The sequence below is a fragment of the Erythrobacter sp. WG genome (assembly GCF_026586795.1).
GTDB lineage: Bacteria > Pseudomonadota > Alphaproteobacteria > Sphingomonadales > Sphingomonadaceae > Erythrobacter.
In genome coordinates this window covers 45001-67988 of the sequence record NZ_JAPFGY010000013.1, presented here as the reverse complement: position 1 = coordinate 67988, position 22988 = coordinate 45001, and the positions used below count along the sequence as shown (strand labels likewise).

18 protein-coding genes, 3 tRNA genes and 3 rRNA genes (1 of these 24 running past the window's edge) are annotated in these 22988 nt (G+C 66.0%); 8 read left to right on the top strand and 16 right to left on the bottom strand.

The window, feature by feature from the left end; translation table 11 throughout:
- Positions 1-27: 27 nt before the first annotated feature.
- Positions 28-708 carry a TetR/AcrR family transcriptional regulator gene (locus OPU67_RS08660; protein ID WP_267619134.1) on the top strand — a complete coding sequence of 227 codons (681 nt, stop codon included), beginning with the start codon at positions 28-30 and terminating at the stop codon, positions 706-708.
- Between the two features lie 85 nt (positions 709-793).
- Complete coding sequence (locus OPU67_RS08655) at positions 794-2275, top strand: MFS transporter (protein ID WP_267619133.1); 1482 nt, start codon at positions 794-796, stop codon at positions 2273-2275.
- A 64-nt stretch (positions 2276-2339) separates the two neighbouring features.
- On the opposite strand, the gene OPU67_RS08650 is transcribed toward OPU67_RS08655, so the two are convergent.
- Together OPU67_RS08650 and OPU67_RS08645 are read right to left on the bottom strand one after the other, a co-directional pair.
- Positions 2340-3356 carry a sugar phosphate isomerase/epimerase family protein gene (locus OPU67_RS08650; protein WP_267619132.1) on the bottom strand — a complete coding sequence of 339 codons (1017 nt, stop codon included), beginning with the start codon at positions 3354-3356 and terminating at the stop codon, positions 2340-2342.
- A 14-nt stretch (positions 3357-3370) separates the two neighbouring features.
- Complete coding sequence (locus OPU67_RS08645) at positions 3371-3751, bottom strand: C-glycoside deglycosidase beta subunit domain-containing protein (RefSeq protein WP_267619131.1); 381 nt, start codon at positions 3749-3751, stop codon at positions 3371-3373.
- A 123-nt stretch (positions 3752-3874) separates the two neighbouring features.
- Between OPU67_RS08645 and OPU67_RS08640 the strand changes: the two genes are divergently transcribed.
- The 3 genes from OPU67_RS08640 to xylA are packed head-to-tail and all read left to right on the top strand — an operon-like array spanning position 3875 to position 8262.
- On the top strand, positions 3875-5491 hold the full coding sequence (locus tag OPU67_RS08640; RefSeq protein ID WP_267619130.1) for a GMC family oxidoreductase: 1617 nt from the start codon (positions 3875-3877) through the stop codon (positions 5489-5491).
- 5 nt (positions 5492-5496) lie between these two features.
- A complete protein-coding gene (gene xylB / locus OPU67_RS08635) occupies positions 5497-6936 on the top strand; it encodes a xylulokinase (RefSeq protein WP_267619129.1) in 1440 nt (479 codons plus the stop codon).
- A gap of 12 nt (positions 6937-6948) precedes the next feature.
- Entirely contained in the window at positions 6949-8262 is a 1314-nt protein-coding gene (xylA, locus tag OPU67_RS08630; RefSeq protein ID WP_267619128.1) for a xylose isomerase, read from the top strand.
- Between the two features lie 13 nt (positions 8263-8275).
- Here the strand turns inward: xylA and pobA are convergent, their stop codons facing one another.
- From pobA to OPU67_RS08590, 8 genes are all read right to left on the bottom strand, one after another.
- Positions 8276-9445, bottom strand: a complete 1170-nt coding sequence (gene pobA, locus OPU67_RS08625; RefSeq protein WP_267619127.1) for a 4-hydroxybenzoate 3-monooxygenase — start codon at positions 9443-9445, stop codon at positions 8276-8278.
- A complete protein-coding gene (locus tag OPU67_RS08620; protein ID WP_267619126.1) occupies positions 9442-10383 on the bottom strand; it encodes a Gfo/Idh/MocA family oxidoreductase in 942 nt (313 codons plus the stop codon). Before OPU67_RS08620 ends, pobA begins: the two co-directional genes overlap by 4 nt.
- Positions 10380-11222 carry a class III extradiol dioxygenase subunit beta gene (locus tag OPU67_RS08615; RefSeq protein WP_267619125.1) on the bottom strand — a complete coding sequence of 281 codons (843 nt, stop codon included), beginning with the start codon at positions 11220-11222 and terminating at the stop codon, positions 10380-10382. The genes OPU67_RS08620 and OPU67_RS08615 overlap by 4 nt, the downstream gene beginning before the upstream one ends.
- A gap of 1 nt (position 11223) precedes the next feature.
- A complete protein-coding gene (ligA, locus tag OPU67_RS08610; protein WP_267619124.1) occupies positions 11224-11628 on the bottom strand; it encodes a protocatechuate 4,5-dioxygenase subunit alpha in 405 nt (134 codons plus the stop codon).
- Positions 11625-12653 (bottom strand): aromatic ring-hydroxylating dioxygenase subunit alpha, encoded by a 1029-nt coding sequence (locus OPU67_RS08605; RefSeq protein WP_267619123.1) that lies wholly within the window; start codon positions 12651-12653, stop codon positions 11625-11627. Before OPU67_RS08605 ends, ligA begins: the two co-directional genes overlap by 4 nt.
- A complete protein-coding gene (locus OPU67_RS08600) occupies positions 12650-13675 on the bottom strand; it encodes an amidohydrolase family protein (protein WP_267619122.1) in 1026 nt (341 codons plus the stop codon). The genes OPU67_RS08605 and OPU67_RS08600 overlap by 4 nt, the downstream gene beginning before the upstream one ends.
- Entirely contained in the window at positions 13672-14481 is an 810-nt protein-coding gene (locus OPU67_RS08595; RefSeq protein ID WP_267619121.1) for a DUF1932 domain-containing protein, read from the bottom strand. The genes OPU67_RS08600 and OPU67_RS08595 overlap by 4 nt, the downstream gene beginning before the upstream one ends.
- A 76-nt stretch (positions 14482-14557) precedes the next feature.
- Positions 14558-15709: a LysR family transcriptional regulator gene (locus OPU67_RS08590; RefSeq protein ID WP_267619120.1), complete on the bottom strand. Its 1152-nt coding sequence runs from the start codon at positions 15707-15709 to the stop codon at positions 14558-14560.
- A gap of 99 nt (positions 15710-15808) precedes the next feature.
- On the opposite strand from OPU67_RS08590, the gene ligK reads away from it, so the two are divergent.
- The 3 genes from ligK to OPU67_RS08575 are packed head-to-tail and all read left to right on the top strand — an operon-like array spanning position 15809 to position 18421.
- Positions 15809-16483 carry a 4-carboxy-4-hydroxy-2-oxoadipate aldolase/oxaloacetate decarboxylase gene (gene ligK, locus OPU67_RS08585; protein WP_267619119.1) on the top strand — a complete coding sequence of 225 codons (675 nt, stop codon included), beginning with the start codon at positions 15809-15811 and terminating at the stop codon, positions 16481-16483.
- Positions 16476-17540, top strand: coding sequence for a 4-oxalomesaconate tautomerase (locus OPU67_RS08580; protein ID WP_267619118.1), 1065 nt, complete (start codon positions 16476-16478; stop codon positions 17538-17540). The genes ligK and OPU67_RS08580 overlap by 8 nt, the downstream gene beginning before the upstream one ends.
- On the top strand, positions 17537-18421 hold the full coding sequence (locus OPU67_RS08575) for an amidohydrolase family protein (RefSeq protein WP_267619117.1): 885 nt from the start codon (positions 17537-17539) through the stop codon (positions 18419-18421). The genes OPU67_RS08580 and OPU67_RS08575 overlap by 4 nt, the downstream gene beginning before the upstream one ends.
- Positions 18422-18608: 187 nt before the next feature.
- Here the strand turns inward: OPU67_RS08575 and OPU67_RS08570 are convergent.
- The 6 genes from OPU67_RS08570 to OPU67_RS08545 form a co-directional block, all read right to left on the bottom strand.
- Positions 18609-18685: transfer RNA gene (locus OPU67_RS08570), tRNA-Met, on the bottom strand.
- A 230-nt stretch (positions 18686-18915) separates the two neighbouring features.
- Positions 18916-19030, bottom strand: a 5S ribosomal RNA gene (gene rrf / locus OPU67_RS08565).
- A 129-nt stretch (positions 19031-19159) separates the two neighbouring features.
- Positions 19160-21947 (bottom strand): 23S ribosomal RNA (locus OPU67_RS08560).
- 275 nt (positions 21948-22222) lie between these two features.
- A tRNA-Ala gene (locus OPU67_RS08555) sits at positions 22223-22298 on the bottom strand.
- Positions 22299-22308: 10 nt separating this feature from the next.
- A tRNA-Ile gene (locus OPU67_RS08550) sits at positions 22309-22385 on the bottom strand.
- 210 nt (positions 22386-22595) lie between these two features.
- Positions 22596-22988 (bottom strand): 16S ribosomal RNA (locus OPU67_RS08545) (it continues 1092 nt past the right edge of the window).
- The 16S, 23S and 5S rRNA genes sit together here with 3 tRNA genes alongside, the layout of an rRNA operon.

Below are 22988 nucleotides of genomic sequence, written 5' to 3'. Positions count from 1 at the left end.
GTCTGAGTGACGGAAGATCTGATTGCCATGCCGGGAAGCGTCAAGAAGCAGAAAAGCAAGGCCTTCGCCGTCGCCGATGTCAGCCGCAAGCCGCAGCAGGGCCGCTCGCTCGCCTCCCTGAAGCGAATGCTCGGCGCCGCGCGCGACCTGATGCTCGAGCGCGGCAACGAGGAATTCACCCTCCAGGAGGTGTCCGACCGCGGGCAGGTGTCGATCGGCTCGATCTACCTGCGCTTCGAGAGCAAGGACAACCTCGTGCGCGGGGTGATCGCCGAGGCGCTCGAGGCCCTCGCCGCCGAGGAGACCGCGCTTGTCGACAGCCTGCGCGCCGAGTGCACGGACCTGCGCAGCTTCCTCTACGGCTATGTCGAAGGCTATGCCGAGGTCCTGCGCAAGCACGCGCCGCTGCTGCGCATGACGATGGACCGGGCCGCGGTCGATCCACTGGTCGCCGCGCCCGGCAAGGAGCACGCGCTGCGCGCCGAGCGGGACGCCACGCAGGCGATGCTCGCCCATGCCGACGAATTCGGCGGCACCGATGCGGAGGATCACCTCGTCAAGGTGCAGACCGGCTACCACGTGATCTTCGCCACCCTCGCCCGGCAGCTCAGCCTCGGCTCGACGGACGAATCCGCCCACGCCTACGACTGGAACCTGATGAAGCGCGAACTCGCGCGCATGACCCTCGCCTACCTGCGAGGCGATTGACAACGCCCCGCCGCCAATTAGAGTGCTCCTTCTAATTAACGGCGTGCCCGCATGAACGGGCGTGCCGAGGGAGGGAGATGAGGCCATGGCGCCCACCGCTGGGGTCCCGCAGCGCCTGAGCTGGCTGCAGAAGCTGGCGTGGATGGTCTGCGCCATGCCGGAACTGGTCAAATCCTTCGCCTGGGACGCCTTCGTGCTGTTCTTCTACGCGCAGGTCGTCGGGCTGTCGGGCGGGCTGATCGGCATCGCCATCGCGATCATCATCGTCTTCGACACGATCGTCGATCCGTGGATCGGCGCGGTATCGGACCGGATGCGCGGCGCCCCGCTCGGGCGGCGGCACACGCTGATGTTCGCTGCCATTGTGCCCTTCACCATCGGCATCGCGATGGTCTTCGCGCCGCCTGCGGGAATGACGCAGATGCAGATCTTCGCCTGGCTGCTCGGCTGGGGCCTGCTCGCGCGCTGCGGGATCTCGCTGTGGACGGTGCCCGCCTATGCCTTGGGCGGCGAACTGACCGCCGACACCGCCGAACGCCGCAGCGTCGCGGTGCTGCGCAACATCGGCAACCAGCTGGTGATCCTCTCCGTCCCGGCGGTCGCCTTCGGGGTGTTCTTCGTCGCCGCGCCGGGGTTTCCCAAGCCGCAGCTCAACCCCGCGCCCTACCCCGGCTTCGGCCTGTTCGTCGCGGGGCTTGCCGGCGTTCTGATGATCGCCGGCGCGCTCGGCACCTACCGCCGCGCGCGGGCGATCGAGGCGAACGAGCCGCCGCCCCAGCCGGACGATAGGACCGGCGTGGGCCCGATCGCGGTGCTCGCCAGCCTGGTGCGCGCGGTGCGGATCACCCCCAATGTCGGCAAGCTGCTGCTGGTCGCCTTCCTGGTGCTGTTCGTGAACTCGGTCATCAACCAGCTGTCGCTGCACCTTGCGACCTATTTCTGGCAGCTCGACCCCAGCTGGACACCGCGCCTGCTGATGGCGGCGACGGTGGGATCGCTGCTGGCGATGCTGCTGGCGCCGCTGTTCCTCAAGCTGTTCTCGACGCGCCAGGCGATGGTGATCGGCCTTGCGGCCTTCTTCGGGGTGCAGGCGCTGGCGGTGCTGCTCCCGCTCGGCGGGCTCGCCCCGGCGGCGGGCACGGCGGCGATCGGTGCGCTGATCGCGGGCCTGCGGTTCCTCGGCGGGCTCGCCTACGGGCTCTACGTCGTGCCGTTCAACGTCGTCACCTACGACATCGGCGACGAGCACGCCCGCAACACCGGGCGGCCGGCGCAGGGCACCGTGTCGAGCTTCATGTTCATCGGCCTGCAACTGGGCAGCGGCGCGGTGGCGCTGCTGGCGGGATCGTTCCTCGGCCTGATCGCCTTCCCGGTCGGCCTGCCGGTCGAACAGATGCCGCAGGACAAGGTCGAAGCGCTCGCGCTGTTCGTGCTGGCGCTGATCGTGGTCGCCGGCGGGGCGATGGCGTGGCTGGTCAGCACCTTCCGGATGGAGGAGCACAAGGCGCCCCCGCTGCCGCATCCCGGGCCGACGCCCGAAGCCGCAAACCCGCACGCGGTGTCCTGATCGCCCGGCAGCAAAAAGGGCGCGGACCGGGAAGGTCCGCGCCCTGCGGCGTGTGCGATCCGGATCAGTGCCCCGCGAAGATCCGGCGGCACATCGCCTGGTGCTTCTCGACCTGGTCGAACCCGTCGTCCGACAGGTAGGCGTGCCCTTCCCACTCGCTGACCAGCGTGCCGGTGAACCCCCCGTCGCGGAACAGCGGCAGGATCGTCTCGTAGTCGATCGCCTCCTCGCGCCCGTCATCGCCCATGCCGTAGAACTTGCCGTGAATGTGGATGGTGCGATCGACCAGCGCCGCCCAGCTCTTGGGGTCGTGGTTGGAGAGGATAAAGAAGGCGAGGCCCGCGGCCTGGATGTGGTCGGGTTCGTGCCCCTCGGCCAGCCCCCATTCGCGCAGGCGCCCGGCCTTCTCGTGGCTCATCCCCGGTTCGACCCAGACCTCCTTGAGCTTATCGATCAGGCTTTCCTTCGCCCCGGTCGCGCGAGCTGCATTCAGCATGGATTCCGGGATCCGGCTGGCGGTGCCCCCGAAATCGGGAATCCAGCCGAGGTAGGGCGTGTCGAGCTTCTCGTACATCTCGCCATAGGCCTGCACCGCCGGGTGCCCGGCCCACATCGGTGCGTGGACCTCCACCCCCATGCGGATATCGAGCGCCTCGGCATAGGGCGCGATTTCGGGGAGGAGGTGGACCGGCAGGGCGAACTGGTAGCGCACCAGACTGAAGCCCATCTTCTTGGCCGAGCGCAGCTGGCGCTTGTGGTATTCGACCAGCGCGGCATCGTCGATCGGCTGCTGTCCGGGCTTCAGGAAGCGGTCGGAATTGATCGCGCAGGACACCGGGTTGAGCCCGGCCTCGGCGACCATCCGCCGGAAGTCCTCGGCGAAGGCGTCCGAGACATCGGGAAACTCGCGGAAGCTCTGGAAGCCGATGATCTCGATGTTCGGCCCCATCCCGCGCCGGGCGACCTCGTGAAGCAGGTCCTTGAGGTCGAACTTGCGGGTCAGCCAGGGGTTGGTGAAGGAATAGAGCGTGACGCCGGTCTGCGGGCCGGTGGCGGCGACTTGGGTGGTGGCGATGTTCATGGCGGGGTCTCTCCTCAGGCGACGCGCAGCGTCTGCGTCTGCAGGTTGTGGCGCTTCATGCCGGGAATGTAGGGCGGGCTGACGAACAGGGTCAGCGCGACCTCGTGCTCGCTGCCGGGCGTGGCCGCAACGCCGGGGATGTGCAGGAAGGCGCTGTCGCGCACGAACCAGAAGGCATTGGTCTGCTCGCCCAGCTCGCCGAGCGGCCACACCGCGCCGTCGAATTCGACACGCGCCTCGGCAAGGTCCACCGGCGCGCCGTCGATCGTGACCCCGCCCACCTCGATGGTCGAGAACGGCAGCGAGCGATACCACGGCAGGCGCATCGCCAGGCGCAGCCCGTCAGGCGTTGCGGAGAGGCCTTCCTCCCCGATGATCCGTTCAACCGGCAGCATCGCATTCTCCCGTCATTATTAGAACGCACTTTCTAATTGGTGCTTGACAGCCGGTCAACCGTGGTGTTCAAAAAATCAAAACAACGGTTCCATTTTCGGCGATCGTGTCCAAGGGAGAGGGGCTTGGCCCGGTTCGATTACATCATCGTTGGCGCTGGCTCTGCTGGCTGCGTGCTCGCCAACCGGCTGAGCGCCGACCCGCGCCGCCAGGTGCTGCTGATCGAGGACGGCGGGCGCAACGATCATCCCTTCATCCTGATGGCCGGCGGCTTCGTGAAGATCATGGGCAACCCGGCCTATTTCCGCGCCTTCCCGGTCGCGCAGCAGCCCGGGCGGCGCAAGGAGATGCATGCCTATGGCCGGGGCCTCGGCGGGTCTTCGGCGATCAACGGCACCTGGTATCTGCCCGGCATGCCCGGCGATTACGATGGCTGGGCGGCGATGGGCCTGGCTGGCTGGGGCTGGGACGAGATGGCACGCTGCATCGCCCGCGTCGAAAGCTACCGCGCGCCCGGCGCGCACCCCGGGCGCGGGCGCGACGGCGAACAGCAGATCACGCCGTCAGACTATCGCGGCCCGGTGTTCGATGCGCTGGCGGGCGCCTTCGCGCAAGGCGGGATGCCGTGGGTCGATGACATCACCACACCGGGCATCACCGGCGCGGGCCGGTCGCAATACACCGTCGACCGCAAGGGCCAGCGCCAGTCGACCTATAAAGCCTTCGTCGAACCGATCCGCCACCGCCCCAACCTCACCGTCATCCACCCCGCCGTCGTCACCCGCTTGACCATCGCCGAGGGCCGGGTCACCGGCGTGGTGTGCGAGCGTGGCGGCGCCGAGGAGGTCATCGAAGCGGGCGAAGTGATCGTCAGCGCCGGGGTTTACGGCTCGCCGCAGCTGCTCCAGCTGTCGGGCATCGGACCGGGAGCGGAGCTGCAAAGGCTCGGCATCCCGGTCGTCCACGAGAATGCGGCGGTGGGGCAGAATTTCGCCGATCACCAGAAGATGGGCGTGTCCTTCGATCTCCACAACGACCCCGGCAACAACCGCGAATTTCTCGGCTGGCGGCTTTATCGCAATGCTTTGCGCTATTTCCTGACCCGCAGCGGTCCGCTCGCGCGGGTGGGGATGCCGATCACCGGGCTGGTCTCGACCGAGGGTCTGGAGCACTGGCCCGAATTCCAGGTCGCCGCCGCGCCCTTCGCGATGCGCACCATCAACGAGATGGCCGAGCGGCCCGGCAGCCCGCTCACCGACCGGCCGGGGCTGACCTTCTCGGGCTATCACCTGCGTCCGCGCAGCCGCGGCACGGTCACCCTCGTCTCGCCCAGCCACCGCGATGCGCCGGTGGTCGACCCGAAGATGTGGAGCGATCCTTACGACCAGACCAAGGCGCTCGAACTGTTCCAGCTGTTCCGCCGCCTCGCCGCCATGCCCGCGCTCGCGCCCTTCATCGGCGCGGAGCGGATGCCGGGCGCCGAGGTGCAGGACGAGGAGGCGCTCGTCGCCGAGGTGCGCAAGATGACCGAATGCGGCCTGCACGGCACGGGCACCTGTTCGATGGGGACCGACCCTGCGACCTCGGTGGTCGACGCGCGGTGCCGGGTCCACGGCCTCGGCGGGGTGCGGGTGGTCGACTGTTCGATCATGCCGACGCCGGTCTCGGGCAACACCAACGGCCCGGCCATCGCCGTCGCCGAGCGCGCCGCCGAGTTGATCCTAGAGGATGCGCGCGGGTAAGCGCCGTGTATCTCGGGATCGATCTCGGGACATCGGGCGTCAAGGCGGTCCTGATCGGCGATGACGGAGCGGTCGCGGCGCAGGCCAGCGCCCCGCTCACCGTGTCCCGGCCGCAGCCGCTGTGGTCGGAGCAGGACCCAGACGATTGGTGGGCGGCGACCGAGGCGGCGGTGCTGCAATTGCCGGGGGATCTGCGCGCACAGGTCAAGGCGATCGGGCTGGCCGGGCAGATGCATGGGGCGACCCTGCTGGGTGCGGATCACCGGCCCTTGCGTGCCGCGATCCTGTGGAATGACGGACGCTCGTCAGCGGAATGTGCCGCGCTCGAAGCCGCGGTGCCCGATCTGCGCGAAGTGGCGGCCAATATCGCGATGCCCGGCTTCACCGCCCCCAAGCTCGCCTGGGTGCGCGCGCACGAACCCCGCATTTTCGCGGCGACGCGCAAGGTGTTGCTGCCCAAGGACTATCTGCGCCTGCTGATGACCGGCGAGGCCGTCAGCGACATGTCCGACAGCGCGGGCACCCTGTGGCTGGATGTCGCGGGACGCTGCTGGTCCGACCGCCTGCTTGCTGCCACCGGCCTCGATCGTTCGCACATGCCGCACCTCGTCGAAGGCACCGACATCGGCGGGACGCTGCGCGCCGAGGTGGCCGCGCGCTGGGGCATGGGCCGGGTACCCGTGGCAGGCGGCGCGGGCGACAACGCGGCTGGGGCCGCGGGCGTCGGCGTGGTGCGCGATGGCGAGGCGCTGCTTTCGCTCGGCACTTCGGGGGTGATCTTCGTCGCCACCAACCAGCTGCGCGCCAATCCGGCCGGGGCCGTCCATGCCTTTTGCCACTGCCTGCCGGGCATGTGGCACCAGATGAGCGTGCACCTGTCCGCCGCATCGTGCCTCGACTGGGCGGGGGCGATGATGGGCCTCGCCCCGGCTGACCTCATCGCCGCCGCCGAGGCCGAGGGAGCGGGCCGGGGGGATGAGCTGTTCCTCCCCTACCTGTCGGGCGAGCGCACCCCGCACAATGATCCCGCCGTGCGCGGCGCCTTGCTGGGACTAGGCTTCGACAGCAGCCCCGGCCGGATCGCTGCCACCGTGCTGGAGGGCGTCGCCTTCGCCCATGCCGACGGCCTCGCCGCGCTCACGGCGGCGGGCACCCGGATCGAGCGGCTGGCCGTGATCGGCGGCGGGGCTCGCTCGCATTTCTGGGGCACGATCATCGCTGCGGCGCTGGGCGTGCGGCTCGATTATCTCGCAGGCGGCGAAGTCGGGCCGGCACTGGGCGCTGCGCGGCTGGCGCAGATCGCGGCGACCGGCGCCGCGCCTGCCGACATCTGCATCGCCCCACCGGTCGAGCACAGCATCACCCCCGACCCTGCCCTTGCCGAGCGCCTCGCGCCCAAGCTCGCCCGCTTCCGGGCCGCCTATGCCGCCATCAAGACCGTCTGAGAGGAAAGCCCCATGTCCGCCGACTATTTCGCCGATTTCGCCCCCGTCCGCTTCGAGGGGCCGGACAGCGACAACGACCTCGCCTATCGCTGGTATGACAAGAACCGCGTGGTGCTGGGCAAGCGGATGGAGGACCACCTGCGCTTTGCGGTGTGCATGTGGCACACCTTCTGCTGGCCGGGCAGCGACGTGTTCGGCGCGGGCACCTTCGATCGCCCGTGGCTCAAGGGCGCGATGGACGCCGCCAACGCCGCCGCCAAGCGCGAAGCGGCGCTCGCCTTCGTCGCAAAGCTCGACCTGCCCTTCTACTGCTTCCACGACGTCGACGTGATGGCCGAAGCCAACACCATCGGCGACTTCCGCAGGAGCTTTGCCGAAGCGGTCGATCACCTCGAGGAGTTGCAGGCCCGCCATGGCCGCAAGCTGCTGTGGGGCACCGCCAACCTGTTCAGCCACCCGCGCTACATGGCCGGCGCCGCGACCAATCCCGATCCCGAGGTCTTTGCCTGGGCCGCCAGCCAGGTGCGCGACGCGCTGGAGGCGACGCACCGGCTCGGCGGGGCGAACTACGTATTGTGGGGCGGGCGCGAGGGCTATGACAGCATCCTCAACACCGAAATCGGCATCGAGCAGGAGAATTTCGGCCGCTTCCTCAGCCTCGTGGTCGATCACAAGCACCGCATCGGCTTTGCCGGAACGATCCTGATCGAGCCCAAGCCCCACGAGCCGACCAAGCACCAGTACGATTTCGACACCCAGAGCGTGTTCGCCTTCCTCAAGCGCTTCGGGCTCGAGAACGAGGTCAAGGTCAACATCGAGGCGAACCACGCGACGCTGTCGGGCCACACCTTCGAACACGAGATCGCGATGGCGCGGGCGCTCGGCATCCTCGGCTCGATCGACGCCAACCGGGGCGATCCGCAGAATGGCTGGGACACCGACCAGTTTCCCAACTCGGTCGAGGAATTGACCCTCGCCATGCTGGAAATCCTGCGCGCAGGCGGGCTCGGCAACGGCGGGTTCAATTTCGATGCCAAGGTGCGCCGCCAGTCAATCGACGCGGCCGACCTGTTCCACGGCCATATCGGCGGGGTCGACACCATCGCCCGCGCGCTGCTGCGGGCCGCAGCGATCATCGAGGACGGGCGGCTCGAGGATTTCCGGGCCGAGCGCTATGCCGGATGGCAGGGCGATCTGGGGCGGATGATCCACGCCCCCGGCACCACGCTGAGCGCCATCGCCGATCTTGCCGTCGGCAAGGGCCTCGCCCCGGCGCCGCGTTCGGGCCGTCAGGAATGGTGCGAGAACCTGCTGAACCGCTTCTGACGCCGCCTTGGCGTCAGAGCGGGATGCCGACGTAATTCTCCGCGATCGCGGTCTGGGCGGCGGGGCTGCTGGCGATATAGTCCAGCTCCGCCACCTGCATCCGCCGCTCGAAGGGGCCGTCGTCGGGGAAGCGGTGCATCAGCTTGGTGAGCGCCCAGCTGAACCGCTCGCACTTCCACACCCGCGCGAGCGCCTTGGCCGAATAGTCCCCGATCCCCTCGTTGCAGCCGCGCCGGAAGAAGCCGATCAGCGCGTCCGAAAGGTAGGCGACGTCCGAGGCGGCGAGGTTCAGCCCCTTCGCGCCGGTCGGCGGGACGATATGCGCCGCGTCCCCGGCGAGGAACAGGCTGCCGTGGCGCATCGGCTCGAACACGAAGGAGCGCAAGGGCGCGATGCTCTTCTCGATCGCCGGGCCGCGGGTGATGCGCGCGGCGGCCTCGGGGCCGAGCCGCAGCGCGAGCTCGTCCCACAGTCGCTCGTCGGGCCAGTCTTCCACCCGCTCGGTCAGCGGCACGTCGATGTAGTAGCGGCTGCGTGTCTTCGACCGCATCGAGGCGAGCGCGAAGCCGTTTGCGTGGTTGGCGTAGATCAGCTCGTCATGGCACGGCGGCACGTCGGCAAGGATGCCGAGCCAGCCGAAGGGATGGACCCGCTCGAAGCTCCGCCCGGCGCTCGCCGGAACGGCCCTGCGCGAGGCGCCGTGATAGCCGTCGCACCCGGCGATGAAGCGCGCGTCGATCCGGTGGGTGCGCCCGTCCTTCGCATAGGTGACGTAGGGCGCATCGCTGTCGACGTCGTGCAGGGTCACGTCCTCGGCCTCGTAGACGATATCGAGCCCGCGTTCGGGCGCGGCTCCCATCAGGTCGCGCGTCACCTCGGTCTGGCCGTAGACCGTCACGTGTTTGCCGGTGAGCGCGAGGGTGTCGATGCGGATCAGGCGTTCCCCGTCGGCGAGGCAGAAGCCCTCCTCGAGCAGGCCCTCCTTCTTCAGCCGCTCGTCGATCCCCAGCCGGTGCATGAGGTCGGTGGTGGTGCGTTCGAGCACGCCTGCGCGGATGCGACCGAGCACGTAGTCGGCGCTTGCCCTTTCGAGGATCACGCACTCGATCCCCTCGGCCCTGAGCAGGTGGCCGAGCAGGAGCCCGGCCGGCCCCGCGCCGATGATCGCGACCTCGGTCTTCATCTGCCGAGTTGCTGTTCGAGCTCGCCCAGCACCCGGTAGCAATCGAGCACCTTGGCGACCGAGGCATTGGGCTCGCGCCCCTCGCGGATCGCGGCGATGAATTCGCGGTCCTGCAGCTCGATGCCGTTCATGCTGACATCGACCCCGCTCACGTCGATCGGGTTCTCGCGACCGTCGACCAGATCGTCGTAGCGCGCGATATAGGTCGCGGTGTCGCCGATGTAGCGGAAGAAGGTGCCGAGCGGGCCGTCGTTGTTGAAGGACAGCGACAGGGTGCAGATCGCCCCGCTCTCGGCCTTGAGCTGGATCGACATATCCATCGCGATGCCGAGCTCGGGATGGTGCGGCCCCTCGATCACATTGGCCTTGACGATCCGGCCGGCCTGATAGGCGAACAGGTCCACCGTGTGCGCCGCGTGATGCCACAGCAGGTGATCGGTCCAGCTGCGCGGCTCGCCCTTGGCGTTCATGTTCTGGCGACGGAAGAAATAGGTCTGCACGTCCATCTGCTGGACGTTGAATTCGCCCGCCTTGATGCGGTTATGGACATACTGGTGCGAGGGATTGAAGCGCCGCGTGTGGCCGACCATGCAGACAAGGCCGGTTTCCTGCTGCTTGGCGAGCACCGCCTGCGAATCCGCCCAGCTGTCGGCCAGCGGAATTTCGACCTGCACGTGCTTGCCCGCCTCCATGCAAGCGATGGCCTGCGCGGCGTGCATCTGCGTGGGCGTGCACAGGATCACCGCGTCGACATCGTCGCGCGCGAGCGCCTCGGCGAGGTCGGTGCCCGAATGGCGCGCGCCGTACTTGGCGGCGACGGCGGCGGCCTGTTCGGCGCGGCGGCTGATGATCGAGACGATCTCCACGCCGTCGATCAGCTTGAGGCCGTCGAGGTGCTTCTCTCCGAAGGCGCCGGCGCCGGCGAGGGCAATTCTCATGGTGCGGGTTCCAGTACGATGTGGCCGATGGCCGTGTTGCTGCACGGGATGTGGTAATGGCGGTGGAGCCGGCGCACGCGCGGGCCCAGGGCACCGCGCATGATCAGCCACATCACCATCTCGATGCCCTCGCTCCCCGTCTCGCGCAGGTATTCGATGTGCGGGATGTGCCGGGCGGCGTCGCCCTCGGCCTCGAGCAGGTCGAGGAAGCGGTTGTCCCATGCGCGATTGAGAAGCCCGGCACGCGGCCCCTGGAGCTGGTGGCTCATCCCGCCGGTGCCCCAGATCTGCACGTTGATCTCCTCGGGGAAGCTGGAGACCGCCCGCGCGATCGCTTCGCCCAGCGCCCAGCAGCGGTTGCCCGAGGGGACGGGGTAGGTGACGACATTGACCGCCAGCGGCACGACCTTCACGGGCCATGCGGCAGGCTGGCCGAACATCATCGAGAGCGGCACGGTCAGGCCATGGTCGACATCCATCTCGTTGATGATGGTCATGTCGAATTCGTCGAGGATCAGGCTCTGCGCGATGTGCCAGGCGAGGTCCGGGTGGCCCTCCACGTCCGGCACAGGGCGCGGGCCCCAGCCTTCGTCAGCGGGCCTGTAGCGCTCCCCGCAGCCGATGGCGAAGGTCGGGATGAAGCGCATATCGAAGGCCGAGGCGTGATCGTTGTAGACGAGGATCACGACGTCGGGTTTTTCACTCGCTTCCCACGCCCTGGTCCATTCGTACCCGGCGAAGATCGGCCCGAAGTAGTCGTCCCCCGTCTTGCCCTGATCGACCGCCACGCCGAGCAGCGGCACATGGCTCGATCCCACGCCGGCGGTGATGCGCGCCATGTCAGTTGCCCTCCCGGATCGAGCGGTTGCCCTCGGGCGGGCGCCCGCCGTCGAGCATCATCTGGCGGTATTCGGGCCAGCTCATGTCCGTCATGGTGCTGACCGCCTCGGCGAAGGCGATGCCGTCGGTCGAGAAGATCTTGGAGAGGAAGTAGATGTTGCCCCCCATGTCGAGCAGCGCGTTGTAATCGCGTGCAGCGATGGCGGCCTTGGCCTCTTCAGTGATGGGCCACTCATCGAGATAGGCGCGCTCGTCCGCCTTGAAGCGGGCGCGGTTCTCGGGCTTCATCAGGCTCATCGCGAACTGGTTGACGTGGTAGCCTTTCCGCGCCCGCGCGGCGGTGAAGACACGGGTGCCCGGGATGTCCTCGAACTCGGCGAGATATTCGTGGATGTCGCGGGTCATGGCGCCTGTTCGCTCCGGATCATGCGCTGGATGATCAGCCGCGACTTCACCCCGCCGCTGTCGATCTCGTAGGCCGTCATCTTGAGGTGCGGGTTGGCCTCGATCGAGCGTTGCTGCGCCTCCAGCACTTCGACATCCTCGAAGAACACCCCCGCCTGCCCGGCCTGGAGCCGCCCGGTGAGGCCCCGGTCGTCCTGCCCGAAATGGCGGCTCATGCCCCAGAAATAGTGGCAAGAGGTCGCGGTCTCCGGCGTCATGCAATCGATCACGAAGGCGCGCGCGCCGGTGTCGTGATCCTCCAGCGTCGCCCCGTCCTCGACCGGCGCCACGCCGACATCGATGATGACGTTGGACGGCGCGACGAATTCGCAGATCTGCCAGCGATCCACCTTCCCCGGCTTGCCCAGCGCATTGCGCCAGAAGGGCGGCGGGTCGATCTCGGGCATCCAGCGCTTGACCAGCACCCTGTCGCCTTCGACGACGGTTTCGAGCGGGTGCTCGACGATTTCCTTCTGCCCGATCGAGGTCTGGTGGACCCAGGTCTCGTGGGTGAGGTCCATGAGGTTGTCGATCAGCAGCCGGTAATCGCAGGCGACGCGGTAATATCCGCCGTCGAACACCCAGCCGTCGGTGCTGCACGGCCACAGGTCGGGGATCAGCGCCGGATCGGCCTTGTCGGCATCGCCCAGCCAGATCCACACCAGCCGGTGCCGGTCGACCAGCGGGTAGGTGCGGGTGCAGACCTTGCGGTTTACGGACGCGTTCCTGAGCGGCATTTCCTCGGCCACCCCGTCCGCGCCGAGCTTCAGCCCGTGATAGCGGCAGCGGACCGAATCCCCCTCGCGAAAGCCCATCGACAGCGGCAGCAGCCGGTGCGGGCACGCATCGTGGAGCGCCACCGGCTCGCCTGCCAGCGTGCGGTAGAGCACCACCGGCGTATCGCAGATGGTGCGCGCGAGCAGCCCTGCGCCCACCTCGTGATCCCAGGCGGCGGCATACCAGGCGTTCTTCGGCCAGGTGCTCACAGCCCGCGCTCCCTGAGCCGCGCGTCGAGCCGCGGGAACACGCGCCTTGCATTGCCTTCGAAGATCATGTGCCGCTCCTCCTCCCCGATGGCGAGCGCGTCGATGTACCGCTTGGTGTCGTCGAAATAGTGCCCGGTGGTCGGATCGATCCCGCGCACCGCGCCCACCATCTCGCTGCCGAACAGGATGTTCCTGGTGTCGATCACCTCGGCGAGGAGGTCGATGCCCGGCTGGTGGTAGACGCAGGTATCGAAGAAGATGTTGTTCATCAGATGCGCGTCGAGCGGCGGCTTCTTCAACATATCCGCCAGCCCCCGGTAGCGCCCCCAATGATAGGGCACCGCGCCGCCGCCATGCGGGATGATGAAGCGCAAGGTGGGGAAGCGGCTGAACAGGTCGCCCTCGAGCAGCTGCATGAAGGCGATCGTGTCGGCGGCGATGTAATAGCCGCCGGTCGCGTGCATCGCCGGATTGCAGCTGCCCGAGACGTGGATCATCGCCGGGACGTCGAGCTCCACCATCTTCTCGTAGAAGCCGAACCAGTAGGGATCGGTCAGCGGCGGGTGCTTGAAATGCCCGCCGCCCGGATCGGGATTGAGGTTGCAGCCGACGAACCCGAGTTCGGTGACGCATCGGTCCAGCTCGGCGATGGAGCTCGCCATGTCCGCCTCGGGCGATTGCGGCAGCATACACACGCCCGCGAAGGTTTCCGGATAGAGGCCGACCACGCGCGCGATCAGATCGTTGCAGGCCCGCGCCCAGGGTACCGCGACGCTCTGGTCGCCGACGTGCGGGGCCATCGCCGAGGCGCGCGGGGAGAAGATCGTCATGTCCGCGCCGCGCTCCTTCAACAGGCGCAGCTGGTTGGCCTCGATCGTTGCGCGGATCTCGTCGTCGCTGATGTCGGGATAGGGCGGACACGGCGTGCCTGTCTTGAAGGCGGCCTTCTGCGCCTCGCGCCAGGCATCGTGCGCGGCGGGCAGCACGGTGTAGTGGCCGTGGCAGTCGATCACCATCGTCATGCCGGCAGCCTTTCCCGGGCGGCGGCCCGCTGCCGGGCAACGGTGCCCTCGGTCATCAGCGGTGCGACGCCGAGCGCGCGCAGGGTGAGCGCCGCCTGCTCCATCTCGGCCGCGCGCCGCGTGCCGTGGGTGGACATCCGCTCGCGGTTGTAGGCGACCCGCTCGCGCCATGGGCGCCCATCGCTGCTCGCATCGAGCGAGGCGAGCACCTCCTCGGCGACCCCGGCTGCGTCCGCCGCCGCGATCATCTCGTCGGACAGTGCCTCGAGCCCCTTGACCATCACCGAACGGATCATCTTGATCGCGCTCGCCCGGCCCACGTCAGCGCCGACGACCCGCAGGTTGGCAAAGCCGAGATCGCGGAGCAACGGCATGGCAGCGGCGGCATGGGCCCCCGACAGCAGGATCGGCACCGCGAGGCCGGCAGGCTGGACCGGCGCCATGATCGCCATGTCGACATAGCGCCCGCCCGCAGCCTCGACCGCGCGCGCCGCCGCCCGCTTGGTGTCCGGCGCGACCGAATTGCCGTCGCACCACAGCGCGTGCCGCGCCAGCAGCGGGGCATAGGCCTCGGCCGCCGCCAGCGCCTGATCGGCGGTCACCAGCGAGAGCACCAACGGCGCATCGGCGAGCGCCTCGGCCGCGCTCGCAGCCATTTCCAGCCCCGTTTTGGCCCCTGCCAGACCCACGCCAGCCCGCCTTTGCGGGGCCTTATCCCACCCCTTGGCACGCCCCAGCCACCCCCCAGAGGCGGCAAAAGTGGACCCGGCTTCCCCGAATCCGATCACGGCGCAGGCCTGTTTCATCGCTGCGGATGATTGTCGAAAGCCCGCTTTGCTGCCCAATCGATTGCGCGGCGGGGCTATCGGATTTTGCGAATGTTCATGCGATCTGCCGCCCCAGTTCGTGGAGCAGCGCAAGGAACGCCGCCTGCGCCCTCGTGGGCCGCCAGTCGGTGCGGGTGGTGATCCCGATGGTGCGCCGCACCGGCACCGGCGGGGGCAATGCGCTAAGCACGCCCGAGGCGAGCTCGACCGCCACCTGATCGGGCGAAAGCAGGGTGAGCCCGTCGCCTGCCAGCAGCAATTGGCGGATCATGATCACCGATCCGCACTCGATACGCACGTGCGGCACCTCGCGACCGAGCGCGCGCACCATCTGCTCCCACTGGCGCCGCAGCGGCGTCTCGCGCGCGGGCATCAGCCAGGGGTAGGCGAACAGCGCTTCGGTGCGGTCGCCTTGCTGCGCCAAGAGCGGGTGCCCCGCGCGCATGATCAGCGCCGGGCGATCCTCGAAGACGGCGGTCTGGGTCAGGTCGGGCGCCAGCGTGTCCTCGCGCAGTGCGCCCAGCGTCATGTCGATGTCGCCGTCGCGCAACGGGCCGACCAGTTCGGCGAAGCTGCCCTCGTGCACCGCGATGTCGACCTGCGGGTGCGCGGCGGCGAAGCGGGCGATCGCCTCGGGGAGCCAGCGGGCGCGGCTCAGCGGCATCGCGCCGATGGCGATCCGCTCGCCTGCCTTGCCCTGCCAGGCCGCGACCTCTGCAAGACCCGCGCGCAGCTCCGCCATGGCGAGGCCGAAGCCGCGCGCGCGCCGCTCGCCCGCCGGGGTGAGCGCGAGACTGCGCCCGCGCCGGTCGATCAGCCGCTGGCCGAGCGCCACCGACAGGTCGGCCACCGCGCGGTGGAGCGATGCCGGGGCGATCCCCGTCGCCTCGGCGGCGGCGGCGTAGCTGCCGGCCCGCACCACCGCGAGGAAGGCGCGCAGCTGCGTGCCGGTGACGCGCGGGCTGCCGATGTGGGCGATCGCCGCCTCGGCACGGGGGGCGAGGAGGAGCGCCGGCTCGGTCGGGGCCATGCCCTGCGGGCCGCGCGCGAAGAGCGCGACGCCGAGGCTCGCTTCGAGGCCGTTGATGGCCTGGGTCAGCGCGGGCTGCGAAAGGTTCACCGCCCGCGCCGCCCGGCTGAGGCTGCCGTGGCGCACCGTCGCGGCCAGCGCGGCAAAGTGGCGGACATTGACGGGGCGCTCGGCCATGGGTGACGATTAGCAAATTTCTATACCCCGCGCCAACTTCGGATTGGCAAGCCCACGCAGCCCGGGCGCATGGTCGGCGCTCCATTCCAGGAGCACCTCATGCCGGGCGTCGTCATCCAGCACATCCCACGCGCCCCCACCGCCGTCATCGACGCCCTCGCCGCCTGCGGGGTCGCGACCGTGCACGAGGCACAAGGGCGCACCGGCCTGCTCGCGAGCTATATGCGGCCGATCTATGCGGGTGCGCGGATCGCGGGGAGCGCGGTGACGATCTCAGCCCCGCCGGGCGACAACTGGATGGTCCACGTCGCGATCGAGCAGCTCCAGCCCGGCGACATCCTCGTGCTCGCCCCCACCTCGCCTTGCGAGGACGGCTATTTCGGCGATCTGCTGGCCACCAGCGCGCAGGCGCGCGGTTGCCGCGGACTAGTGATCGATGCGGGCGTGCGCGACGTACGCGATCTCACCGAGATGAGCTTTCCGGTCTGGTCGAAAGCGGTCTTCGCACAAGGCACAATCAAGGCCTCGCTCGGCAACGTGAATGTGCCGGTGGTGTGCGCCGGCGCCGCGATCGAGGCGGGCGATGTCATCGTCGCCGACGACGACGGCGTGTGCGTGGTGAAGCGCGAAAAGGCCGCCGAGGTGCTCGCCGCCGCACAGGCACGCGAGGCGAACGAGAGCGACAAGCGCGCCCGCCTTGCTGCGGGCGAGCTGGGGCTGGACATGTACAAGATGCGCGAGAGGCTGGCGGCGCTGGGCCTCAGGTATGTCTGAGGCCACGCGCGCGATCCGCTGCATGTGGATGCGCGGCGGGACGTCGAAGGGCGGCTACTTCCTCAAGGAGGATCTTCCCGCCGATCCGGCGGCGCGCGATGCCTTCCTGCTTTCCGCGCTGGGCAGCCCCGACCCGCTCCAGATCGACGGCATGGGCGGGGGCGATCCGCTGACCAGCAAGGTCGCGGTCGTGTCCCGCTCGAGCCGGCCGGGAATCGATGTCGATTACCTGTTCCTCCAGGTGTCCGTCGATCAGGCGATCGTCACCGACGCACAGAACTGCGGCAACATCCTCGCCGGGGTGGGCCCGTTCGCGATCGAGCGCGGGCTGGTCGCCGCCCAAGGCGAGGAGACCCGCGTCGCGATCTGGATGGAGAACACCGGGCAGCACGCGGTTGCGACGGTCAGCACGCCCGGCGGCACGGTGCGCTATGCGGGCGAGGCGCGGATCGACGGGGTGCCTGGGACCCACGCTCCCGTCGCCCTCGAATTCCGCGACACGGCCGGATCGTCCTGCGGCGCGCTGCTGCCCACGGGCCGCGCGGTGGACGTGGTCGAGGGCATTTGCGTGACCCTCATCGACAACGGAATGCCCTGCGTGGTGATGCAGGCGGCAGATCTTGGCATCACCGGTTACGAGGACCGCGACTGGCTCGACGGCGCGGAGGAGCTGAAGGCGCGGATCGAGGCGATCCGGCTCGCGGTCGGTCCCCTCATGAACCTCGGCGACGTGCGCGAGAAGTCCGTGCCCAAGATGATGCTGGTGGCGCCCCCGCGTCATGGTGGAGTGGTCACCGTGCGCAGCTTCATCCCGCACCGCGCGCACGCCGCGATCGGCGTCCTCGGCGCGGTCAGCGTGGCGACCGCCTGCCTGTTCCCCGGCTCGCCGGCGGCTGCCGTCGCCGTCGTTCCCGAGGGTCCCGCCAAGCTGCTGTCGGTCGAGCACCCGACCGGCGAGATCAGCTGTATGCTCGAGGTCGCAGAGGACGGCTCGGTGATCAGCGCGGCGTTGCTGCGGACGGCGCGAAAACTGATGGACGGATTGATCTTCGCATGAACGTCGCGGATGAAGGTCGCACCGTCAGTTGGCACGGAAATCCGTCCAAGCCACGCTATGTGCCGCCCCCCGGCGCGGTTGACGCCCATTGCCATGTGTTCGGCCCGGCCGCGCGCTTTCCCTTCAGCCCCAAGGCGAAGTACCTGCCCGCCGATGCTGGTCCCGATCTGCTCTTCGCCTTGCGCGATCATCTCGGCTTCGCGCGCAATGTCATCGTCCAGGCGAGCTGCCACGGGACCGACAATGCCGCGACGCTGGATGCGATCGCCCGCTCCAAAGGCCGCGCGCGCGGGGTGGCGGTGGTCGACCCCGCGATTGGCGAGGCGGATCTCCACGCCTTGCACGCAGGCGGCATCCGGGGCGTGCGGTTCAATTTCCTGAAGCGTCTGGTCGATGATGCGCCGCGGGACCGTTTCCTCGAATTGGCGCGGCGCCTGCCCAGAGGATGGCACGTGGTGATCTATTTCGAAGCCGATATCCTCGAGGATCTGCGTGGGTTCATCGACGCGATTCCGGTGCCGCTCGTCGTCGATCACATGGGCCGCCCCGACGTGACGCAGGGACCGGACGGAGCGGACATGAAGGCCTTCCGCCGGCTGCTCGAGAGCCGCGAGGACATCTGGTTCAAGGCGACCTGTCCGGACCGGCTGGACCCTGCCGGGCCTCCTTGGGAGAGTTTCGTCCGAAGCGTGGCACCGTTAGTATCTGATTATCCCGAGCGGTGCCTGTGGGGCACGGATTGGCCCCATCCCAATATGCAGGACGTCGTTCCCGACGACGGGCACCTCGTGGACATCATCCCGCAGATCGCGCCTACGGCCGCCCTGCAGCAGCGCCTCCTTGTGGATAATCCCATGCGGCTTTACTGGAGCGATGCCTGACCGGTATGCCCTCGGGTCGCCTGAAGCCATGCGGCTGAAGCTGCGCCACTGAGGCCTAAGGCTGATTCGTGCTTATCCGGAACACTCTCCTGGCTCGGCGTCAGAGCTGCACTTCCGGATACGTCAAAAGCGCCCGGCAGCGAGGCTACGGGCGTTCGATCGTCGATCTGTGATGGGTTTTGAACGGTGGTTGCGGGAGTTGGATTTGAACCAACGACCTTCAGGTTATGAGCCTGACGAGCTACCGGGCTGCTCCATCCCGCGATACCGTTTTTGTTGGCTTTCCTCGCTCACACGACCTGTGGTCGCATCGCTGCGGGCGGCCAAGCCGGCCTTGCGGACCCTGCGGGTCCGAGGCCCACCCCTCGGAAGCTGTTACCAGCGAGGGAAGCGCTTATGGCACCCGAGGGCACCACAGACGCCAAAAGGGCCGCCCTTGCGGCTCAGCCCTGTTGACTTGTGAATGGGTCAACCCCGCTCCCACTGGTCGCAATGCCTGGCGACGACCTACTCTTCCAACGCTTGAGCGTTAGTACCATCGGCGCTGTCTGGTTTCACGGCCGAGTTCGAGATGGGATCGGGTGGGTCACAGACGCTATGGCCACCAAGCAATGGGACCAGTGGATGCGGGTTTCAAATCGATGCACACTCAAGAGAGTGGTTTGAAGGCGTATCTGGCTGGAGTTTTCTCCACCAACGCGCACTGCCGAGGCAGGGCTGACGTTGATAGTGCAGACTCTCAAGCGCGATATGAACTATTAGGACCGGTTAGCTCCATACATTACTGCACTTCCACACCCGGCCTATCAACGTGATGGTCTATCACGGTTCAAAGATACCTAATCTCAAGGGAGGCTTCCCGCTTAGATGCTTTCAGCGGTTATCCCGTCCGTGCATAGCTACCCTGCGGCACCCTTGGCAGGATGACAGGTACACCAGAGGCACGTTCACCCCGGTCCTCTCGTACTAGGGGCAACTCCTTTCAAGTATCGACGCCCACGGCAGATAGGGACCAAACTGTCTCGCGACGTTCTGAACCCAGCTCACGTACCACTTTAATTGGCGAACAGCCAAACCCTTGGGACCTGCTCCAGCCCCAGGATGTGATGAGCCGACATCGAGGTGCCAAACGATTCCGTCGATATGAGCTCTTGGGAATCATCAGCCTGTTATCCCCGGCGTACCTTTTATCCGTTGAGCGATGGCCCTTCCACGAGGGACCACCGGATCACTATGACCGACTTTCGTCTCTGCTCGACTCGTCAGTCTCGCAGTCAGGCAGGCTTATGCCATTGCACTCTAACAGACGGTTTCCAACCGTCCTGAGCCTACCATCGCGCGCCTCCGTTACTCTTTAGGAGGCGACCGCCCCAGTCAAACTACCCGCCACAGAGGGTCCCAGCACCGGATAACGGTGCGTGGTTAGACATCAGAAAACAGCAGGGTGGTATTTCACCTATGGCTCCACACCAGCTGGCGCCGGTGCTTCAAAGCCTCCCACCTATGCTACACAACTCTTTCCTAATGCCACTCTGAAGCTGCAGTAAAGGTGCACGGGGTCTTTCCGTCTAACCGCGGGTACTCCGCATCTTCACGGAGAATTCAATTTCGCTGAGCATATCCTGGAGACAGTGGGGAAGTCGTTACGCCATTCGTGCAGGTCGGAACTTACCCGACAAGGAATTTCGCTACCTTAGGACCGTTATAGTTACGGCCGCCGTTTACTCGGGCTTCAATTCGGAGCTTGCACTCCTCCTCTTAACCTTCGAGCACCGGGCAGGCGTCAGACCCTATACGTCGTCTTGAAGCCGACTTAGCAGAGTCCTGTGTTTTTGATAAACAGTCGCTACCCCCTGGCCTGTGCCCCCCACCAAAAGTTGCCTTAAGATGGGGCCTCCTTCTTCCGAAGGTACGGAGGCAATTTGCCGAGTTCCTTCAGGATACTTCTCTCAAGCGCCTTGGTATACTCTACCTGACCACCTGTGTCGGTTTCGGGTACGGTCTATACGGTGGGGCTATTTCCTGGAACCTCTTCACTGCCCAACCAATCCAATAAGGAAGGACAATTTACGAGATCCGTCACACACCACCAGGCCCACGAATATTAACGTGGTTCCCATCGACTACCCCCTTCGGGCTCGTCTTAGGGGCCGGCTCACCCTACGCTGATTAGCATTGCGTAGGAACCCTTGGTCTTTCGGCGACAGGGTATCTCACCCTGTTAGTCGCTACTCATGTCAGCATTCGCACTTCCGATACGTCCAGAGTCGGTTACCCTTCTCCTTCACTCGCCTACGGAACGCTCCGCTACCGCTGCAGTAAACTGCAACCCTAAGCTTCGGTGCATATCTTTAGCCCCGTTACATCTTCGCCGCAGGAACCCTTACTTAGACCAGTGAGCTGTTACGCTTTCTTTAAAGGATGGCTGCTTCTAAGCCAACCTCCTGGTTGTTTTGGGATTCCCACATGCTTTCCCACTTAGATATGACTTGGGGACCTTAGCTGTAGGTTAGGGCTGTTTCCCTTTTGACGACGGACCTTAGCACCCGCCGTCTGTCTGCCAGACAAGACTCGATGGTATTCGGAGTTTGGTTAGGTTTGGTACCGCTCGCGCAGCCCTAGCCCATCCAGTGCTCTACCCCCATCGGCATACATCTGACGCTCTACCTCAATAGATTTCGCGGAGAACCAGCTATTTCCCGGCTTGATTGGCCTTTCACCCCTAAACACAAGTCATCCGAGCATTTTTCAACATGCAACGGTTCGATCCTCCAGTGCGTGTTACCGCACCTTCAATCTGCTCATGCCTAGATCGCCGGGTTTCGGGTCTAATCCAACATACTCAGTCGCCCTATTCAGACTCGCTTTCGCTTCGCCTACACCTAACGGCTTAAGCTCGCATGCTAGATTAAGTCACTGACCCATTATGCAAGAGGTACGCTGTCACTCCCTATGGAGCTCCAACTGCTTGTAAGCATCCGGTTTCAGGTACTGTTTCACTCCCCTAATCGGGGTGCTTTTCACCTTTCCCTCACGGTACTGTGTTCGCTATCGGTCATGTACGAGTATTTAGGCTTAGAGGGTGGTCCCCCTATGTTCAGACAGGATTACACGTGTCCCGCCCTACTCAAGTCCTTCTTCATCACTTTCGCATACGGGACTGTCACCCGCTATGGTCACACTTTCCAGAGTGTTCTGCTAGTTGAAAAGAAGGCACTGGCCTAGTCCCGGTTCGCTCGCCACTACTACGGGAATCTCTGTTGATGTCTTTTCCTCCGGGTACTGAGATGTTTCAGTTCCCCGGGTTCGCTTCACCAAGCCTATATATTCAGCTCGGTGATACCTTATCCACCTCGCCCAGGCGGCCCGAAAGCCAACTGGAAGAAATGGTGAAGGTGGGTTTCCCCATTCGGAAATCGCCGGATCAAAGTTTGCTCACAACTCCCCGACGCTTATCGCAGCGTGCCACGTCCTTCATCGCCTGTACATGCCAAGGCATCCACCAAATGCTCTTACCTCACGCTTGAGAATCCACACCATCAACGTCAGGCCTGCATAAAAGCCGGACGCTTGAAGATGGTGGGAGAATTATCTCAGCCAGATAATCAATTTGATTGATTTGTGATGCACGATCGTATGCCACAAGCCCGAAAGCTTGCGCGTTACAATCCATGCGCCACGGCATCGATTTAAAAACCCATTCACAATGTCAAAGATCGGCGACGCTGACTAATCAGCACGATCGCCTGACCTGCGGAAGCAGGATCTGGTTTCGTTTCATCTATCGGAATTTGATGTGCCTGGTGGAGCCTATCGGGATCGAACCGATGACCTGATGCTTGCAAAGCAACCGCTCTCCCAGCTGAGCTAAGGCCCCGCGCAGACAATGGTGGGCCTGAGAGGATTTGAACCTCTGACCTCACCCTTATCAGGGGTGCGCTCTAACCAACTGAGCTACAGGCCCACTCCACTGCGACCGGCCGCCATCCCCGAAGGAACAGGCTGCCGCGAGGGCGTGAGCCGGCGAAGGCACACAACCCGCTACCATGGAACATTCCATGCCTGCAGGCTGTATTCCGATTGATGAAAGGACATGAGGACGACGGCAATGTTCTTTGGAAGACTGCGAAGTACTTCCGATGGCTAGCATCGGCGCTTTCGCAAGTATCCTTAGAAAGGAGGTGATCCAGCCGCAGGTTCCCCTACGGCTACCTTGTTACGACTTCACCCCAGTCGCTGAACCCACCGTGGTCAGCTGCCTCCTTGCGGTTAGCGCACTGCCTTCGGGTGAATCCAACTCCCATGGTGTGACGGGCGGTGTGTACAAGGCCTGGGAACGTATTCACCGCGGCATGCTGATCCGCGATTACTAGCGATTCCGCCTTCATGCCCTCGAGTTGCAGAGGACAATCCGAACTGAGACATCTTTTGGAGATTAGCGCATCCTTGCGGAATAGCTGCCCACTGTAGATGCCATTGTAGCACGTGTGTAGCCCAGCCTGTAAGGGCCATGAGGACTTGACGTCATCCCCACCTTCCTCCGGCTTATCACCGGCAGTTTCCTTAA

What these genes read in the sequence shown, in the direction of transcription:
- OPU67_RS08660 (WP_267619134.1), top strand. Translation starts at nt 28, where the DNA reads ATGCCGGGAAGCGTCAAGAAGCAGAAAAGCAAGGCCTTCGCCGTCGCC.
- OPU67_RS08655 (WP_267619133.1), top strand. Translation starts at nt 794, where the DNA reads ATGGCGCCCACCGCTGGGGTCCCGCAGCGCCTGAGCTGGCTGCAGAAG.
- OPU67_RS08650 (WP_267619132.1), bottom strand. Translation starts at nt 3,356, where the DNA reads ATGAACATCGCCACCACCCAAGTCGCCGCCACCGGCCCGCAGACCGGC.
- OPU67_RS08645 (WP_267619131.1), bottom strand. Translation starts at nt 3,751, where the DNA reads ATGCTGCCGGTTGAACGGATCATCGGGGAGGAAGGCCTCTCCGCAACG.
- xylA (WP_267619128.1), top strand. Translation starts at nt 6,949, where the DNA reads ATGTCCGCCGACTATTTCGCCGATTTCGCCCCCGTCCGCTTCGAGGGG.
- pobA (WP_267619127.1), bottom strand. Translation starts at nt 9,445, where the DNA reads ATGAAGACCGAGGTCGCGATCATCGGCGCGGGGCCGGCCGGGCTCCTG.
- OPU67_RS08620 (WP_267619126.1), bottom strand. Translation starts at nt 10,383, where the DNA reads ATGAGAATTGCCCTCGCCGGCGCCGGCGCCTTCGGAGAGAAGCACCTC.
- OPU67_RS08615 (WP_267619125.1), bottom strand. Translation starts at nt 11,222, where the DNA reads ATGGCGCGCATCACCGCCGGCGTGGGATCGAGCCATGTGCCGCTGCTC.
- ligA (WP_267619124.1), bottom strand. Translation starts at nt 11,628, where the DNA reads ATGACCCGCGACATCCACGAATATCTCGCCGAGTTCGAGGACATCCCG.
- OPU67_RS08600 (WP_267619122.1), bottom strand. Translation starts at nt 13,675, where the DNA reads ATGACGATGGTGATCGACTGCCACGGCCACTACACCGTGCTGCCCGCC.
- OPU67_RS08595 (WP_267619121.1), bottom strand. Translation starts at nt 14,481, where the DNA reads ATGAAACAGGCCTGCGCCGTGATCGGATTCGGGGAAGCCGGGTCCACT.
- OPU67_RS08590 (WP_267619120.1), bottom strand. Translation starts at nt 15,709, where the DNA reads ATGGCCGAGCGCCCCGTCAATGTCCGCCACTTTGCCGCGCTGGCCGCG.
- ligK (WP_267619119.1), top strand. Translation starts at nt 15,809, where the DNA reads ATGCCGGGCGTCGTCATCCAGCACATCCCACGCGCCCCCACCGCCGTC.
- OPU67_RS08580 (WP_267619118.1), top strand. Translation starts at nt 16,476, where the DNA reads ATGTCTGAGGCCACGCGCGCGATCCGCTGCATGTGGATGCGCGGCGGG.
- OPU67_RS08575 (WP_267619117.1), top strand. Translation starts at nt 17,537, where the DNA reads ATGAACGTCGCGGATGAAGGTCGCACCGTCAGTTGGCACGGAAATCCG.